This is a genomic window from Atopobium minutum 10063974 (assembly GCF_000364325.1).
GTDB lineage: Bacteria > Actinomycetota > Coriobacteriia > Coriobacteriales > Atopobiaceae > Atopobium > Atopobium minutum.
Genome location: NZ_KB822533.1, coordinates 1044627 through 1061340 on the forward strand (window position 1 = coordinate 1044627; position 16714 = coordinate 1061340).

14 protein-coding genes are annotated in these 16714 nt (G+C 48.0%); all 14 read right to left on the reverse strand.

The features are described from left to right. Positions 1-1248, reverse strand: a complete 1248-nt coding sequence (locus HMPREF1091_RS04845) for a restriction endonuclease subunit S (RefSeq protein ID WP_002563716.1) — start codon at positions 1246-1248, stop codon at positions 1-3. After that, on the reverse strand, positions 1242-3920 hold the full coding sequence (locus HMPREF1091_RS04850; RefSeq protein WP_002563717.1) for an HsdM family class I SAM-dependent methyltransferase: 2679 nt from the start codon (positions 3918-3920) through the stop codon (positions 1242-1244). Before HMPREF1091_RS04850 ends, HMPREF1091_RS04845 begins: the two co-directional genes overlap by 7 nt. Positions 3921-3940: 20 nt before the next feature. Continuing rightward, positions 3941-4147, reverse strand: coding sequence for a type II toxin-antitoxin system Phd/YefM family antitoxin (locus tag HMPREF1091_RS04855; protein WP_002563718.1), 207 nt, complete (start codon positions 4145-4147; stop codon positions 3941-3943). A 118-nt stretch (positions 4148-4265) separates the two neighbouring features. Then, a complete protein-coding gene (locus HMPREF1091_RS04860) occupies positions 4266-4451 on the reverse strand; it encodes a SymE family type I addiction module toxin (protein ID WP_002563719.1) in 186 nt (61 codons plus the stop codon). A gap of 13 nt (positions 4452-4464) precedes the next feature. Then, a complete protein-coding gene (locus tag HMPREF1091_RS04865) occupies positions 4465-5667 on the reverse strand; it encodes a YifB family Mg chelatase-like AAA ATPase (RefSeq protein ID WP_002563720.1) in 1203 nt (400 codons plus the stop codon). After that, on the reverse strand, positions 5658-6146 hold the full coding sequence (locus HMPREF1091_RS04870) for a YraN family protein (protein WP_002563721.1): 489 nt from the start codon (positions 6144-6146) through the stop codon (positions 5658-5660). Before HMPREF1091_RS04870 ends, HMPREF1091_RS04865 begins: the two co-directional genes overlap by 10 nt. A 99-nt stretch (positions 6147-6245) precedes the next feature. Then, on the reverse strand, positions 6246-7040 hold the full coding sequence (locus HMPREF1091_RS04875; RefSeq protein WP_002563722.1) for a ribonuclease HII: 795 nt from the start codon (positions 7038-7040) through the stop codon (positions 6246-6248). Between the two features lie 130 nt (positions 7041-7170). Next, positions 7171-7512: a 50S ribosomal protein L19 gene (gene rplS, locus HMPREF1091_RS04880; RefSeq protein WP_002563723.1), complete on the reverse strand. Its 342-nt coding sequence runs from the start codon at positions 7510-7512 to the stop codon at positions 7171-7173. 116 nt (positions 7513-7628) lie between these two features. Further along, positions 7629-8582, reverse strand: coding sequence for a DUF6273 domain-containing protein (locus HMPREF1091_RS04885; RefSeq protein WP_002563724.1), 954 nt, complete (start codon positions 8580-8582; stop codon positions 7629-7631). Next, the gene (locus tag HMPREF1091_RS04890) at positions 8579-9655 is read right to left on the reverse strand and encodes a deoxyguanosinetriphosphate triphosphohydrolase (protein ID WP_002563725.1); all 1077 of its coding nucleotides are present in this window, start codon (positions 9653-9655) and stop codon (positions 8579-8581) included. The genes HMPREF1091_RS04885 and HMPREF1091_RS04890 overlap by 4 nt, the downstream gene beginning before the upstream one ends. 100 nt (positions 9656-9755) lie before the next feature. Beyond that, the gene (ppdK, locus tag HMPREF1091_RS04895; RefSeq protein ID WP_002563726.1) at positions 9756-12533 is read right to left on the reverse strand and encodes a pyruvate, phosphate dikinase; all 2778 of its coding nucleotides are present in this window, start codon (positions 12531-12533) and stop codon (positions 9756-9758) included. A 259-nt stretch (positions 12534-12792) separates the two neighbouring features. Next, entirely contained in the window at positions 12793-13671 is an 879-nt protein-coding gene (locus tag HMPREF1091_RS04900; protein ID WP_002563727.1) for a pyruvate, water dikinase regulatory protein, read from the reverse strand. Positions 13672-13696: 25 nt separating this feature from the next. Then, positions 13697-15793: a glycine--tRNA ligase subunit beta gene (glyS, locus tag HMPREF1091_RS04905; protein WP_002563728.1), complete on the reverse strand. Its 2097-nt coding sequence runs from the start codon at positions 15791-15793 to the stop codon at positions 13697-13699. Beyond that, positions 15793-16704 carry a glycine--tRNA ligase subunit alpha gene (locus tag HMPREF1091_RS04910; RefSeq protein ID WP_035424692.1) on the reverse strand — a complete coding sequence of 304 codons (912 nt, stop codon included), beginning with the start codon at positions 16702-16704 and terminating at the stop codon, positions 15793-15795. The genes glyS and HMPREF1091_RS04910 overlap by 1 nt, the downstream gene beginning before the upstream one ends. Between the last annotated feature and the right edge of the window lie 10 nt (positions 16705-16714).

The following is a 16714-nucleotide window of genomic DNA, read 5'->3' on the forward strand; positions in this document are numbered from 1 at the left end:
CTACACCTCTGCGTTCAAACGCACACGACCTGTAAGCAGATCGTCCATCGCGCCAAGTTTTATCTTCTCTATTTTCTCGCGTTCCTCTTCCAAAGCCAGGATTTCCGCATCCATAGAAGAAAGCGCATCTGCAATCGCTTGCTGCTCCTCAACATGCTTTGGAGCATCAAAATAAAAATTCTTAAGATCTTTTTGATATAAGTGTTTAATCGTTGATCCTGCTGACAAATCTTCAATAAATCTGTCAAATATTGACGAGCGTAAAATCCAATATAAAAACTGTTTAGTCAACTGTCCGTTCGGTCGAAAAACATAAACCCCGCTATTTAGTGTTGCTGGCTTGTCAATCTTGGGAACGACTGCCACTTTTCCAATCGTTCCATCTTTAGTTACAAGAACATCACCTTTAGAGACCTGAATGAACTGATCCATTGCATATCTTTCTTTGGTTACAAAGTTGCATGCTGAAAGATCTATCGTTCCGTTACTGAAGTCTGTACCTCCGAATATATAGCTATATCCCACGCTTAAATATTCATCTGTTCTAAGGTTTTGCCATCCGATTCTTGCTTTAGGAGTGACAGTTTTTTCGAATGAGAGATGTCCCCACTCGCCATCAAAGCCTTGCAGGCGTTTCTTGCCGCTGACCAGTTCCTCGAGCGCACCGTCACGAATGGCTTTCTTCTTGGTAATCAGTTCATCCAAATTCGCCAGATGCTCATTAAACGAGGACAGCACCTTGGCGATCTCCCGCTGCTCTGGAAGAGGCGGTATCGTTATCTCCGTGTTTTTAATATCTGTTTTTGATATCGAAGATACTTTGATGCCCGTGATATATGGCAGCAGTTGATCATGAAACAACCTTGAATTTAGGTAGTATCCTAAAAATCCGGATGCTGTTTCTATTTTTGGTCGGCATGGAATCGTATGAAGCCCAGATATAAGTTTTCCCTTAAAGTCACCAATCTGAATACATTTGCCCACAGTGTCATCTTCAGCCGTATCGGCAAAAACTACATCGCCATTTCTCAGCAGTTCAAATGCTGAGGTATCAAGTGCAGAGCTCAGCTTCGGTACATCATTAACATTGTTCAGATTCTCCCCGTATTTAATTAACACGTCTCCGTAATGGATATTGCTGATTTGACCTGTAGCTGACTCCATTGCTCTTGGATAAGTATTATTGTTCAATATCGCAAAATAGTCATCAAAGTTATAAGTTTTCCAATCTTCTGGATAGTTCACCATGTGTAGCCCATCCTTTCGAGGTTTCTCATCACCGCATCTCGGGAGGTCTGCACTTCTGTTTCTATTTCGGGCAGTGTCTTCTTGTAGCGTTTGGCAATCTCGGTGATTTTTTGAGCATACTGATTGATGACCTGCCCAAACTCTGCTGTGATAGAGGTTTTCAGGCGCAGCATCCATTTGCGATCAAAGAGGAGATGCTTGATTTCTTCCTCAGTCAAGACCGGGTATCTTTCGAGCAGTTTTTCATCCAGTGCCTTTTGTAGAGCCGTAGCTTCTTTTTTGAGTGCTTTCAGCTCACTATTTTTCTCTGCATAGTCAGATAAAGCTTCGTATTCGTCCTTGACGCTGTCAGGGACTGGCAGTGAGTCTGCCAGTTCTTTGCGTGCGGCTGTGACTTTTGCTTTGTTCGGTTTGCCTGTTTTGGTGCACAGGTCAAGAACGGCCAATGCCTCATTGCTGTCAATGATGGTTTTGGCTTTTTCTGTGTCTTTCTTTGCTAAGGCCACTAACACGGAGTCAAGATCATAAAGCTCTTTGGATTGTTTCTTTCCTTCCAGTACTTTAATACGGTCATTCAGCAGCTTGTCAGTGACTTTTCCGGTGTTACTGAGGACTTCCTTGAACAGGTTTTCTTCTTCGTCCTGATCTTCAACGGTTTCCGACATTTGGGCTTCAAGAGCGGAGGCCCGCTCGTTCAAAGCTTCGATTTCTTTTTTGTCTTCCGAGAAGAACTCGTCTTCCAAAAGACCTATTGGAATGAGCACACCGTCAAAGCCATTGACTTTGCTTTTGTCTTCCACGGTGACGGTTTCGCCGTCTTGCTTTTCTTTTTTCGTACCGTATTTATACTCAATCTCGCGCCCAGCAAGATAGCCAGATGCCTTGATGATATAGACATCGTCCTGCAGTTTTTCGTTCCAGTAGTTCATGAGAACGTCAAACACGTCATAAGCATCCAAAAGTTTGGCATCTTGATAGTCGTAGAGCAGTTTTTGGCTGAGCCTGCGTATAAAAAGGCGCGGGTCGATGTCACTTTGGATATTCATTAGTTTGTCCTTAGCAACTTCTTTCCATGCATCAAAAAGATCGCAGGTCTCCACTTGTTTTTGTGCATCCAAAGCTTTATCTTCTGCGATAACAGAGGCTATCTCATCCTGTTCCTTCAATAGGTCAAAGCGATCATGAGCACCAGCCTTGAATAGCTCTGCTTTTAGATGGGGCGCAATATCCCAGAGCGCATGCAGAGAGTTCAGGTCTTCACGCGGAATACCACCTTGCAGATGCGCGGCAATGTTTTGTGGCAGCGTGTCATCAATGGGCTGAATATAGCGTGGAACGTTAAGATTGCCGTCATTTTTCTCGTTGATCTCTTCGTAGGAAACCATACGGGAATAGCCCTCGATCTCCTGCCGTTTCGTGAAGGCTTGCACGATTTTTTCGATGTCTTGTTCACGCAGGCGGTTCTTTGCGCCATCCTTTTTGAATCCGTGACTGGCATCGATCATGAAGATGCCTTCATGCTCTTCCGCATTTTCCTTGTCTATCACGATAATGCACGCAGGAATACCGGTTCCATAGAAAAGGTTAGCAGGGAGACTAACGATGCCAGTGATGTATTTGCGTTTGAGGATTTCCTTACGGATACCCTCTTCGCTATTTCCTCTAAACAGAATGCCGTGCGGCATGATGATGGCGGCTTTCCCGTCATCTGTCAGCGATTTTAAGACATGTAAAAACCAGGCATAATCGCCGTTCTTTTCCGGAGGTATCCCATAACCCTTGAAGCGTCCATATTTATCATGTTCTGGATTAATCCCGTCCGACCAAGACTTGTCGGAAAAAGGCGGGTTCATGACCACGAAATCAAACTGGCGGAGCTGACCGAACTCATCTAAAAACTGTGGTTCGTAGAGGGTTGAGTCGGTTTTGATTTCTCCCGTGCCCTTTTGATGCAGGATCAGGTTCATTTTGGCAAGACCTGCCGTAGCGTGATCTTTTTCTTGACCATAAATCGTGACGATGCTGTCGCCGTTGGCATCCTTTGGAGCCTCGTCGGCTGCCCGAATTAATAGACTCCCTGAACCTGCTGCTGGATCGTAGAGCGTCCATTTCTTATCAACAGACTGCTTAATGTGACTGATTCCCAGCAGCCGAGCTATCGTGCGAGAGACTTCGCTCGGTGTATAAAACTGGCCTTTACTCTTGCCGGACTCTTGGGCAAACTTCATCATGAAGAACTCGTAAGCGTCTCCGATAATGTCGTCCCCGCTGGCACGGTTATTTTTGAAATCGATCGCCGGGTTTTGGAACACACCAATCAGGCCGGAAACCTTGTCGACCAGTTCCTTACCTTTACCAAGCTCTGCTTCATCATTGAAGCTCACCTCGGGAAGAGAACCCTGCAGTTGGTTATCTTCCAAGAACTTGGACAGGATGGTGTCTACTCGCTCACCGACATCCTTTTTGCCTTTGGCGGAAATCAGGTCATCAAAAGAAGCTCCCGGACTTACAGTGAACTCACCATATCGGGTCCCCTTATACCTGTCTGATACGTATTTGAAGAACAAGAGCACAAGCACATAATCCTTATACCTTGCCGGCTCTACGCCACCTCTTAATTTGTCACACGCTTCCCATAGAAGCGAATATAGCTCTGTCTTTTTCACGGCCATTCAACAATCCCTCTTTGCTTTTAATATTCTAAAATATCAATACCGGCTGCCAGCAGCCTCTCATAGCGTTCGTTGGAGATAAGAACAGCCAGCGGTTTTCCGTTCTTCAAGATGAAGGCGGCATCGTCATCTTCGGACAATGATGTGATGATTTTGGAAGACTGTCCCTTCAAAAAAGCGGACATATTGTAAAACTTCATTACTTTTTTCTGTTCAGAGTTATTCATAGTTACCCCCAGACTAAACATCATTATACCAGCTGATGGGCATATTGTCACTAATATTGTAATTACTTTTTTGATTATACAAATATGTATGAGGGAGGTGACTACCGCCACGAGGAATTTATGCCTCATAATTTAATTTTGAAATAACCAGTCTCCCATCGCTCGGTTCAACAACAACATGATCGCCAATTTCAAAGCCCGCTGCCTCCAGCCACCTGCCTTGAAGGAGAATTCTTGGTGACTCATTTTTCCAGCTGTTGCCAAAACTGTAGACCTTTAAATTCCTATTTTTGAATTCACTCATCTGCTCCTCCTTATCAGTAAACGATTGAATAGCTATCGTTTACTTTTATGCACACCCCCATTAAGTGTGTACGACTTTCTATCACAAGTTCCCAAAGTGCTTCTAAGACGGCAATCAATAAAAGCCGAAAAATAGCTGAAATGCTGGGCTTTTGCAGGCATTCTGTGCTATGTATAAGTATCAAGCTCAGAAGGATTACGTTAGCAGCAGCTATGAGTAAGAAATCGGACGGAAATTCGTAGACACCATCTGCACGAACAAGACGTACCAATTTTTGTTCAATAGGTTGCCGTAACACTTGGAGTGTATTGGAGGCAAATTCTGGTATTTCATCCAAAAAAAGTACGCCTTTGTGTGCTAAAGAAATTTCACCGGGCATAACAGGTCGTCCTCCACCTACCATTCCTGCCATAGAAATGGAATGGTGTGGTGCTCTAAAGGCTGGTATTCCTTGAGCGATTTTATGTGTTGGCAATCCTGCAACGGAGTGGATAAGCAACGATTCTTGTCGTTCTTTTTGAGTTAAGGGTGGCAAGATTTGAGGAAGACAACGTGCAAGCATAGTTTTGCCTACGCCAGGTGGTCCAACCATGAGCAATCCATGTTTACCCACTGCAGAAATGACAAGCGCACGTTTGACTAACTCTTGTCCGTACACTTGATTGTAGTCCCCCACCTCATCTATCTCAGAAGTAAAGTAACTATCAACTGCTGCAGAGGAATGCGTAAGCTCTTTGGCTTTGGCAGGACTGCGTAAATCTGCAAGGGTATGAACACTCCACCCATAGGAACTTGTTTGCAACGCTCCACATAAATTCATAGTATTCGTTTGGCAGTACCGTTCATAGGCAGACTCTCCACGCACGGGACACACCTTACCATCCAGTGAAAGTTCTCCAACAACTAAAAACTCATCAAAAGCAGAACAAGGAATTTGCTGTGTCGCGCAAAGAATTGCGGCAGCAATGGGCAGGTCTAAGCCACTTCCCGATTTGCGTATATCACTAGGAGATAAATTAACCGTCACATGCATCCGTGGAACGGAAAATCCCGTTGCGCGCATGGCACAACGTATACGTGAGCGCGCCTCCAACACCGCAGCATCGGGCATTCCAACAATAGTAAGACCTGGAATGCCACCAGATAAGCCAACCTCAATCTCTATGGGAATAGCCGTAATACCTCTTAAAATTGCTGCATGAATTGTCACTGCCATTGCTGTTCATCTACTTCAAAGGCACCAATACTATGATGAATGCGTGCAAGATTGTCGTTCATAAGCTGAATGGAAATAACGTCAAAGCGTATGGGCCTACTGTAATCAAAACAGCTTTCAAACGCCTGCGCTGCCCTTGCATAGCGCGCTTGCTTGCGCCTATCGACAGCATATTCGGGATAGGTATCTTCTGTGTCCTTGCACAGGCACACGCGTGTCTTTACCTCGATAAGGACAAGCTCTCGTGCTTCTCCCACATTAACAAGTGTGTCATTTTGGTTGCTCTGTGCAACGATATCAATCTCTACTCCCGCAATCTTGAGATTGGTGGCGCGGATAGTGTATCCACGTTTAATGAGGTATTGCTGGGCGATGTTTTCTCCCTCACGCCCAACCTCTTGGGCTGAGTAATCTGTAATAGGTTTGGTATATATGCGGCCCTTAGTTTTTTCTTGCGCTTTTGAAGAACTATCATGCATGCTGCCTCCTTTAAAGAGTTCTACACACACAGCATGACAAACAGGCCTTACACAAACCAAACAACTAACAACAAGAGACAAACACTACCAGTTGCAATGTTAAAAGAGAGGTGGCGTCTCTAAGAAATTGCCGCAAAATGAGACGCGATGGATGGGACATAGGCCCTTTGCTTTGATAGCAGCAATATGTTCTGAAGAGGCATACCCTTTAGATTCTGCAAAATGATAGCCTGGATATTCTGCGTCATAGGCAACCATTAGAGCGTCACGCGTAACTTTTGCAACAATGGAGGCAGCAGCAATACAGGCAATCGTAGCGTCACCCTTAACAACACAGCGCTCTTTTGGATGTACCTGTACGGGATTGCCATCAATCAACACAGCGTCTGCCTGCACACCCGTATTTTTAATTGCGCTTGCCATGGCCATACGAAGTGATGTGGCCATGCCTGCAGCGTCAATGGAAGAAGGCTCTATATGTGAAATGCCAATGGCAAGTGCGTGTTGTGCTATTTGCGCTGCAAGGGCTTCTCTGCGTGCAGCAGTAAGCTGTTTGGAGTCATTAATGCCCCAAATGATGGGCTCTGCTGGAAGTGCCACAGCACACACCGTAAGTGGACCTGCTACCGCGCCACGACCCACCTCATCTACGCCCAGTACCATACCCTGGCCGCCATACTCTTGCATCTTCTGATACATAGTTACTACGCGCGTACGCTCTGCAGTTTCCTTCTCGTAGCGCCGTAAAGCAACGCCAACAGCATGCTTGACCTGCGTACGGGGATCCTCGCTATACCGCTGAGCTAAGACAGGGATTTCATCAAAGGGAGCATCGGATAAAAGAGCACAGATCTCACGTGCCGTACCTGGACGCGCCTGACCATATGCCCCCATAAGAACCCCTTTACTACTATGTGAATTGTGTCCTGTATCCTATACGCCACAGGATACCCTATTATCTGGATAAGTAAAAAGCCGCCCCAAAAGGACGGCTTTATAAACAAGCTCATGAAAACCGAGCGGTCTAGCGCTTCTCGCGAATACGAGCTGCCTTACCAACGCGATCACGCAGGTAGTAAAGCTTAGCACGACGAACATCACCATGACGTACAACCTCAAGCTTAGCAATCTTGGGGCTGTGTACGAGGAAGGTACGCTCTACGCCAACACCAAAGCTGAGCTTACGAACGGTAAAGGTCTCACGAGAACCAGCACCAGAAAGGCGAATAATATCACCCTGGAATACCTGTACACGCTCACGATCGCCTTCCTTAATGCGATAGTGAACCTTTACATTGTCACCAACCTGCAGCGTAGGGATATCCTCGCGGATCTGCTGACGCTCAATAGCACGAATGTAATCCATTAGAATCCTCGTCTCTAGAGGTGCCGGCGCACAAGCGGACGACACATAGTTTTACACACAGCTGTCCAGTATATCTAAGCAACTTCAGAGCGCAAGTGATAATTGGTTTTTAGCATCTAAATGCAAAAACCCACCACAACACCCAACTGCTCATTAGGAGCAGAATAAGCATAGGGGTAACCAGTAGGAAGTACGTTATAAAAGTAACGATGCTCCAAACCTTCATACACAAAGAAGAAGGCCGAGCGGTACCACCATGCAGACTTCTCACTTTGATAATTCTTAATCAAAGTACCTGACGGATCAGAATGAGGCGTAATTCCTTCACTGGTATAGCGTTCATACTGCGTGCCTTCTGCATTAACCACGTCATCAAGATAGGCATACTGGTTGCCATACTCATGTGCAAACCAATCAATCTTGCCACAGACTTCCGTTGCCGATAAAAGCCACAGCTTGTCATCAGTTGTGCTCACCGTGGAAGCATCACGAGTATTGCCTGTATTGTTCGTAGCTTTTTTAACAGAAACAATCGTCGATTGAAGCTCTGCAGGGAACTTGGGTAGCACGGTTGACGCTAACCAACTGCGCATTTCTGATGCTTCCCAACCGCCCGCGTTATCAGCAGAGGCATTCATACTGTGCTGATCCAGCGCCTGCTTTGTTACAAAGGTCAAACCCGCCTTACCTGAACCATCTGACATATCATCATGACGAATACCTACCAGTTGAGCGGACGCAACGCTACCATCGCTGAGTTCAAGACGAACCTCTTCATCGCTTAGCTTGCCCTGCTCGTCCACCAACTTATATTTTTGCGCAAGAGCACGTGCCTGATCATCAGTGGAAGCCGCAGCTATCTCTTTAGAAATCTGAGACAGTTCAGCCCAGCTGTAATCATCAAGACTTTTTTCCTGAGGGGTATCTTGCTCCTTAAGCGTATCCGTGCTATTTGCAGACCCCTGAATAAACGGAAGCGGTGTACCGGTGTAAGCAAGATAGACCGCCGTCGCACCTGCCGCTACAATGAGTAGCGACATCACAATACGAATCACTTTTCCAAAACTCATAAAGAACCTCCCATTCGCCATGCGCGGGGAACCATAAGGTTTTGGAAGGTTCTAATGGCATAGCGGTCCGTCATACCAGCGATAAAATCAGCCACTTGAATCTCAGGTTTGTCCTGATCATGAATACGATACTCCGCAGGAATTGCATCAATATGCTCTACAAAATAGAAAAAGAGCAGATAAAGCAGTTGATTTGCCTTAGGTTCTTCCACCTTGGCATCACTTTTTGTATAGATATTGTCATTCAAAAAGCGACGCAGCTCCATCATAGCCTCAAACACCTGGGGAGACATGCAAATATCGTTTTGTGCCTGACTGGTGGCAATTACATCTTCAACCATCGTGGCAATGCGTTGTGAGGAACACGTTCCCAGTACTTGACGTGGCCCGTGAGGTAAATCCTCTTCGAATAAAAGACCTGCACGCGTTGCATCATCAATATCGTGGGAAACATACGCAATGCGATCTGCTAAGGCCACAATTTGACCTTCTCGTGTCATGGCTTTTTGCTTGCCAGTGTGGCAGACAATACCATCTACAACCTCACGCGTAAGATTAAGCCCTCGTCCGTTTTTCTCGAGTAAATCAACAATACGTGCACTTTGCTCGTTGTGCTTAAAAATAAGAGACTGCTGTGTGAGGCCTTTTTCGTCTGCAGGCTGATGCCTAAATTCCGCAAGCGCCCTGGAAAGCGTGCGCTCCCCCGTATGACCAAAGGGCGTGTGACCAAGATCATGCCCCAGAGCAATTGCCTCGGTTAAGTCCTCATTAAGACGCAAAGGTCGAGCAATAGCACGGGCAATTTGCGTGACCTCAAGTGAGTGCGTCAAGCGCGTACGATAATGATCGCCTTCGGGCGCGAGAAAAACCTGCGTTTTATGCGCTAGACGTCTAAAACTTTTGCAATGCAAGATACGATCACGATCACGCTGGAAGCTCGTGCGGTACAGATCGGGCTCCTCATCGTGCAGACGACCCACGGTCATGTCAGAAAATGCTGCATACTCAGACAGGATTTCGTGCTCGCGTTGTTCAAGCACTTCTCGATAAGCCAACTGAGTTTGATTGGACATACTTTCTCCTTTCTGCTAGCAGTGTAGCAGCAACGCTGTGTATGCAGCAAAAAGGGAGGAGTTTTACAACCCATCCCCTCACAAAGCTTCCTACATATGCTTACACGTCGCGCTCTACAGCGCCGCCATTTGCCAAAATCTTTGCCTGAGCAGCTGTCAGACGTGCAATGGGCACACGATACGGCGAGCAACTGACGTAGTCCAAGCCATCCTCGTAATAGCTGTGAATGGACTCAGGATCGCCGCCGGTCTCACCGCAAACGCCGCAAACAATCTTAGGATTGGCAGCGCGACCGCTTTCAAGTGCAATCTTGACCAGCTTGTTTACGCCGCTATCAAGCGTCTCAAAGGGGTTGGAGGCCAAAATCTTGCGACGGAGGTAGGTTGGGATAAAGGCACTCTCAACGTCATCGCGAGAAAAACCAAAGGTTGTCTGCGTAAGGTCGTTCGTACCAAAGCTGAAGAAGTCAGCATACTTACCAATTTCATCCGCCTCAAGAGCAGCGCGCGGGAGCTCAATCATGGTACCGATAGGAATATCCAGATCAATACCATAGCGAGCGCCTACTTCTTCAATGTCCTTCTCAATCTGAGCACGGAGCTGAATAAGCTCTTCTGCGGTGGAAATCAAAGGCACCATGACCTCGGGCTTAGGATCAAGGCCACGACTCTTAAGCTCTGCAGTAGCGGAGGCAATAGCGCGAATCTGCATGTCAATCAGCTCAGGATAGACAATGCCCAAACGGCAACCGCGCAGGCCAAGCATGGGGTTGGCCTCAACCATGGCATCAATACGACGCAGCAGGCTGCGCTTCTCGGCAATTTGAGACTTAGGAGCACCCTGCTCCTCCATGTGAGCAAGCTCTACCGCAATGGCGCGTGGATTGTCCAAGAACTCGTGCAGAGGAGGATCGAGCAAACGCACAATAACGGTGCGTCCGTTCATGGCCTCAAACATACCCAGGAAGTCGCCCTTCTGGGCATCCAGAAGCTGACCTAATGCATGCTCCTTTACGCCGTCAGACTCAGCCAAGATAAAGGATTGAATGATCTGCTTGCGCTCACCCAAGAACATGTGCTCGGTACGGCACAGACCAATTCCTTCTGCACCAAAGTCACGAGAAAGCTGGGCATCATCAGGGTTATCCGCATTTGCACGGACGCCAATGTTGCGACCGCGAGAAGCATCCAGACGGATCTCATCCGCCCACTCGAGAATAACCTCAAGATCACCACTAAGATCAGGGCGAACCAGTGCAACCGAGCCAAGAACCACACGACCGGTGGTACCGTCAATGGAAATGACATCGCCCTCATGCAAAACAACATTGGTGCCAGAAACACGCGCTTCCTTGCGTGTAGCATCTATCTTGAGCGCTTCTACGCCGCACACGCAAGGAGAACCCATGCCACGAGCGATAACGGCTGCGTGGCTGGTCTTTCCACCGTGGCTGGTAAGGATGCCCTCTGCGGCAACCATACCCTTGAGGTCATCGGGGTTTGTTTCCCAACGAACCAAAATGCAGGGACGATTTTGCTCTGCAAAGGCAACGGCATCATCAGACGAGAAAACAACCTCGCCAACAGCGGCACCAGGACTTGCGTTAAGGCCGGTAGCCAAAACTTCAACCTTGGCACTGGGGTCAAGCTGTGGATGCAGCAACTGATCCAGCTGAGAAGGATTCACGCGAAGTACAGCCTCTTCCTTAGAGATGCGGCCCTCGCGCTGCATATCAATGGCAACCTTAAGAGCAGACAGAGCGGTACGCTTACCAATACGGGTCTGAAGCATCCAAAGCTTGCCCTGCTCGATAGTAAACTCAATATCCATCATGTCGCGGTAGTGATCTTCCAGCACCTCAAAGATATGGAAGAGCTCCTCGCCAGACTGCTTAAAGGCAGGCATCTTGATAAGGTCATCAATGGGCTCAGTATTGCGAATACCTGCAACAACGTCCTCACCCTGAGCGTTAACCAAGAAGTCACCATAGCGCTCATTGGTGCCATCTGCGGGGTTACGTGTAAAGGCAACACCGGTAGCAGAGGTCTCACCCTTATTACCAAAGACCATGACCTGTACGTTTACAGCAGTACCAAGATCATCAGAAATCTTGTTCTGTTTACGATACAAAATGGCACGGCTGTTCATCCAGCTGCCAAATACTGCCTCGATAGCAAGCTTGAGCTGCAGCTGAGGATCTTGAGGGAAGGAGACTTTACCGGAAGCATCCACAACCTCGGGATGCTCCTTAGCATCCACATGCTTGGAGAAAATCTCCTTGAACTGACCAGCCAGATCCTTTAGGTCATCAGCGGTCAAATCTGTATCGCTTTTAACGCCCTTAGCCAACTTACGGGAGGTAATGGCATTCTCAAACAGATCCGCATCTACACCCATAACAACATTGGAGAACATCTGGATAAAGCGACGATATGAGTCCCAACCAAAGCGAGGATTTTCAGTCTGAGCGATAAGACCATTGACGGAAACATCGTTAAGACCAAGATTGAGGACGGTATCCATCATGCCAGGCATGGAGAACGGTGCACCAGAACGAACGGAAACAAGCAGAGGATCCTTTGGATCGCCCAGCTTTTTGCCCATACGCTGCTCAAGATCTTCTCGTGCGGCATCAATCTCATCCAAAACCGCCTGATCAGTCCAGGTATTGCCAGCGCTGGAATACGCTACACAGGTCTGGCACGTAATGGAAAATCCTGGAGGAACCGGAAGGCCAATACGAGCCATCTCGGCAAGGTTTGCACCTTTGCCGCCGACAATGTACTTGGCTTCATCGACTGTTTTTCCTGCTGCTTCAGTAACATCAACGCCTTCGGCGTTTTTACCAAAGCGGTAAACATGTTTTGTATCAGCCATTTACACTCCTTGGGTCCATGCACACAACGTATGCAACCAGCTCACGCTCTACACGTAAAGTCTTAGTCCAATTGTTACCAATAGGGACAAATTTGGGACAGCGAAAACCGCTCATAGGCTCATATTTTCCGTAGACGGACGAAAAAGAGATGCAATATTGGTGCTGAGTTATAAAAAACAGGAGATGCTATGAACATCTCCTGTGCATCCTATGTATATTCGAGTAAGCCTTTATACGGCCAGCTAAGACTGCCCCACACTACTCTGACAGGGCGGCGCGCGTCTTACGAATAGATTCTATATGCTCGATAATTTCTGATGCGGTTTCTTCCACTGCTTTACCCTCAGTATTAATGATAATGCAGCCTAAACGCTTCATAAATTTACGCGCCTCATCCTGCTCTACATCAATCTCTTGGGGATCTGCGTAGGAGCCAGCAATGGCAAAGGCAGCATCATCAGACAGGCGGCGCTGGCGAATAGCGGCCAATACATCCGTAGAGGACACTAAACCAAAGACGTTGGAAGGACTGACATTCAAAAGCTCCGCAGGGGGCTCAACACCCAAGGCCAGAGGTACATTGGCCACCTTAAAGCCCAAAAATGCAAGATACATGGACAGTGGTGTCTTAGAGGTACGAGAAACACCCACCAAGATAACGTCCGCCATACCCAAATCCTGTGGATTGCGGCCATCATCATGCTCAACAAAGAACTCCATGGCTTCAACGCGACGGAAATACCGATCGTCGGTGTTGTGGATAACACCAGGAATGTTCTTGGGCTCCTCACCCGTCAAGCTTGACATAACCGTGATGGCAGGACCCATCAAATCAATGGAAGGAATGCCCCTGTGATCAAGCTCGCGGCGGACATCGGCACGCAAGCGGGCATCAACAATGGTGTGGAACACAGCGGTTTGCTTGTCGGGATCATCCAGGCTGTCTAAATACTCACGGACCTGCTCGATATTGGAAACTTTTGCCAAACGCTCAATACGAATGGACTCATCGGGGAACTGACAGGCGGCGGCATTTACTACCTCACTTGCGGTATCACCTAAAGAGTCCGACAAGATATGTACGACAGGCACGTCCTCACAGGCTGTGTCGTCAACAAGATCAAAGTTTGCCTTCACGTCATGCATTCCTTTCAATAAGCACCTAGTTCTTGCGAGCCAGGGCTCCAATATTAGCTACGTCAGCAAAGACGTTGCAAAAACGATTCAACAGTCTCAAACGATTATTCCTAACTGTATCATCCTTGTCCATGACCATGACTTCATCAAAGAATCGGTCGATGGGGCCCTTCAGTTGGGCAAGCGCGTGTAAAGCTTCGGCAAAGTTGCCCGCCTCCATCGCTTCTCCAACGTTTTTCTCGGCAGAGCTGATGGAATGAAGCAACTGTTGCTCGGGATCGGTCAGAATAGAAACATCAACCTGGCTGCCCAGGGATGCATCGGCCAAGTGAGAAGCACGGGCAAACGCACCGGCCAGTGCCAAAAAGAGCTCTGGGTTGGTTGCACGCGCCTGATCAAGAGCGGCAACGCGATTAAGAAACTCTTGCGGATCAATGATGCCAACGGCACTAACCGCCTCAATGGTATCGGGCTTGGCGCCTTCATCTTTGGCAATAGTTGCCAGGCGGCCACCAAAGAAATTGGCTACCTGCACCGCAACATCGTTCTTATCAAAAGATATACCCTGCTGTGCAAGCCCATCAAGAGCGCAGTCGATAAGAGCACGCAGCTGCACTGCAGGCAATGCGCGCAAAAGCGCAATAATGCCAATGGCAGCACGACGCACCGCAAAGGGATCGGATGAACCCGTAGGAGGCTCCCCTATCGCAAACAGAGCAGCAACGGTATCTAACTTATCCGCTAAAGCAACCAGCTTACCATAGGTATTTTCAGGCAAAACATCACCAGCAAAGCGAGGGCGGTAGTGCTGTGCTACTGCAATGGCTACCTGGGGATCCTCTTGAGCTGCCTGCGCATAATAGCCACCCATAACACCCTGTTGGCTCGTGAACTCAATGACTGCTTGACTTACCAAGTCCGCCTTTGCCAAATGAGCCGCACGAACAACCTGCGTGGTTTGTGCCTCATCCAGCTTGATGGCCTGAGCTGCAGCGCGTGCAATGCGCTCCATGCGCTCAACCTTTTGCAAAACGGTACCAAGCTTTTCTTGGAAAACAACGCGGTCCAAACGCTGGACAAATTCATCCAGCTCAACCTTAAGGTCCTCTTCATAGAAAAACTTTGCATCGTCCAAGCGGGCGCGCACTACGCGCTCATTGCCATTAACGATGGTCTTCTCGTATGTAGGATCTCCATTGGAAACAACAACAAACTCGCGCGTAAGCTTGCCCTCTGCATCATAGATGGGGAAATAGCGCTGATTGGAAAGCATGGATTCACAGATAATCTCGTGAGGAACAGCAAGAAATTCCTCATCAAAGCTGCCGACCATAACCGTAGGCCACTCGCACAGATTAACTACCTCATCAAACGTGCGCTGAGGGGTGTCAACATGACTGCCTGGACGCGCCGCTTGCACCTGTGCAATCTGCTCACGAATACGCTGAGCACGCTCTGGTGCATCAAGCACATGTGCCTCTTTAAGAACCTCTTCATACACAGCGGGAGAGGCAACCGTATAGGTACCCTCAGAAAGCACCCGATGCCCGCGCGTAGTATTGGAAGCACTCACATCACCGTAGTGTACGGGCACAACTTCAGAGCCCAACAGTGCACAAATCCAACGAATAGGACGTACAAAAGACTCTCGAACACAACCCCAACGTTGGCTGCGATAGTTAGGCCACTCAATCGTGCCGATAAGATCGTGGCACAGCGAGGTCAAAATAGGCTTGGCAGGACGAGAAGCGATGTTAATTTCTGCAAAGACATACTCACGGCCATCATCGTCCATCTTACATACCAACTGAGCAGGTTCAATCCCGCATTTGTGGGCAAAACCAGCGGCAGCCTTTGTATACGCACCGTCTGCATCAAGCGCAATTGCCTTTGCAGGACCACGCTTAACCTCATGGATTTCCTCGGTTGCCACCGAAAGATCCTCCACCAAAACCGCCAAACGGCGAGGACTGCTAATAACACGAATGGCACCGTGCGCTAGACCGGCTTCATCAAGAGCCTTGGTCATAAGCTTACTAAGCTGAGTGCAGGCATTATTCAAGGGTGCCGAGGGCATTTCCTCTGTACCAATTTCGAGCAAAAAATCCTGTGTTTGAGCCATTAGGCTACCCCTCCTACCTGCTTGACATCACTAGATGCACAAGCAACCTCTGCCAAATAGCACTCACAACAACGTTTGGCTATGCTACGAACACGTAAAATATAATTTGCACGCTCCGTAGCAGAGATAGCACCACGAGAGTCAAGCAAATTAAAGGCGTGGCTGCATTTCATCACGCAATCATATGCAGGAAGTGGCAACTTGCGATCAAGGCATGCCTGACATTCTGCCTCATACTCATCAAACTTACGACGCATCAAAGCCACATCTGCTACTTCAAAGTTGTACTCAGAAAATTCCCGTTCATTTTCTAGGAAGACTTCACCATAGGTCATGGGAGTTCCGTCAGGAAGATAGCTCCATACAATGTCATATACCGAGTTAACACCTTGGGCATACATTGCAATACGCTCCAGGCCATAGGTAATCTCAACAGGAATAGGATTTACTTCAATGCCACCTACTTGCTGGAAGTACGTAAACTGTGTAACCTCCATGCCATCCATCCAGACTTCCCAGCCCAGACCCCAAGCACCAAGCGTAGGGCTTTCCCAGTCATCTTCTACAAAGCGCACGTCATGCTGGGCAGGGTCAAGACCAATGGCCTTCAGTGAACCCAGATACAAATCCTGAGAATCTGCAGGAGACGGCTTGAGAACTACCTGGAACTGATAATAGTGCTGCATACGATTGGGGTTTTCGCCATACCTACCATCCGTAGGACGACGGCAAGGCTGCGGATAGCAGCAACGCCACGCAGCAGGACCAAGCGAACGCAACAAAGTTGCCGTATGGAAGGTACCAGCACCTACCTCGCTATCATAGGGTTGCATAACCGTGCAGCCCTGTTCTGCCCAATAGTGTTCTAGTGCCAAGATCATATCTTGGAATGTAAGGGGCGTATTGCTCATATGCCACATA

What these genes read in the sequence shown, in the direction of transcription:
- HMPREF1091_RS04870 (WP_002563721.1), bottom strand. Translation starts at nt 6,146, where the DNA reads ATGCATGATAGTTCTTCAAAAGCGCAAGAAAAAACTAAGGGCCGCATA.
- HMPREF1091_RS04850 (WP_002563717.1), bottom strand. Translation starts at nt 3,920, where the DNA reads ATGGCCGTGAAAAAGACAGAGCTATATTCGCTTCTATGGGAAGCGTGT.
- ppdK (WP_002563726.1), bottom strand. Translation starts at nt 12,533, where the DNA reads ATGGCTGATACAAAACATGTTTACCGCTTTGGTAAAAACGCCGAAGGC.
- HMPREF1091_RS04845 (WP_002563716.1), bottom strand. Translation starts at nt 1,248, where the DNA reads ATGGTGAACTATCCAGAAGATTGGAAAACTTATAACTTTGATGACTAT.
- HMPREF1091_RS04865 (WP_002563720.1), bottom strand. Translation starts at nt 5,667, where the DNA reads ATGGCAGTGACAATTCATGCAGCAATTTTAAGAGGTATTACGGCTATT.
- glyS (WP_002563728.1), bottom strand. Translation starts at nt 15,793, where the DNA reads ATGGCTCAAACACAGGATTTTTTGCTCGAAATTGGTACAGAGGAAATG.
- HMPREF1091_RS04855 (WP_002563718.1), bottom strand. Translation starts at nt 4,147, where the DNA reads ATGAATAACTCTGAACAGAAAAAAGTAATGAAGTTTTACAATATGTCC.
- HMPREF1091_RS04890 (WP_002563725.1), bottom strand. Translation starts at nt 9,655, where the DNA reads ATGTCCAATCAAACTCAGTTGGCTTATCGAGAAGTGCTTGAACAACGC.
- HMPREF1091_RS04885 (WP_002563724.1), bottom strand. Translation starts at nt 8,582, where the DNA reads ATGAGTTTTGGAAAAGTGATTCGTATTGTGATGTCGCTACTCATTGTA.
- HMPREF1091_RS04910 (WP_035424692.1), bottom strand. Translation starts at nt 16,704, where the DNA reads ATGAGCAATACGCCCCTTACATTCCAAGATATGATCTTGGCACTAGAA.
- rplS (WP_002563723.1), bottom strand. Translation starts at nt 7,512, where the DNA reads ATGGATTACATTCGTGCTATTGAGCGTCAGCAGATCCGCGAGGATATC.
- HMPREF1091_RS04875 (WP_002563722.1), bottom strand. Translation starts at nt 7,040, where the DNA reads ATGGGGGCATATGGTCAGGCGCGTCCAGGTACGGCACGTGAGATCTGT.
- HMPREF1091_RS04860 (WP_002563719.1), bottom strand. Translation starts at nt 4,451, where the DNA reads ATGAGTGAATTCAAAAATAGGAATTTAAAGGTCTACAGTTTTGGCAAC.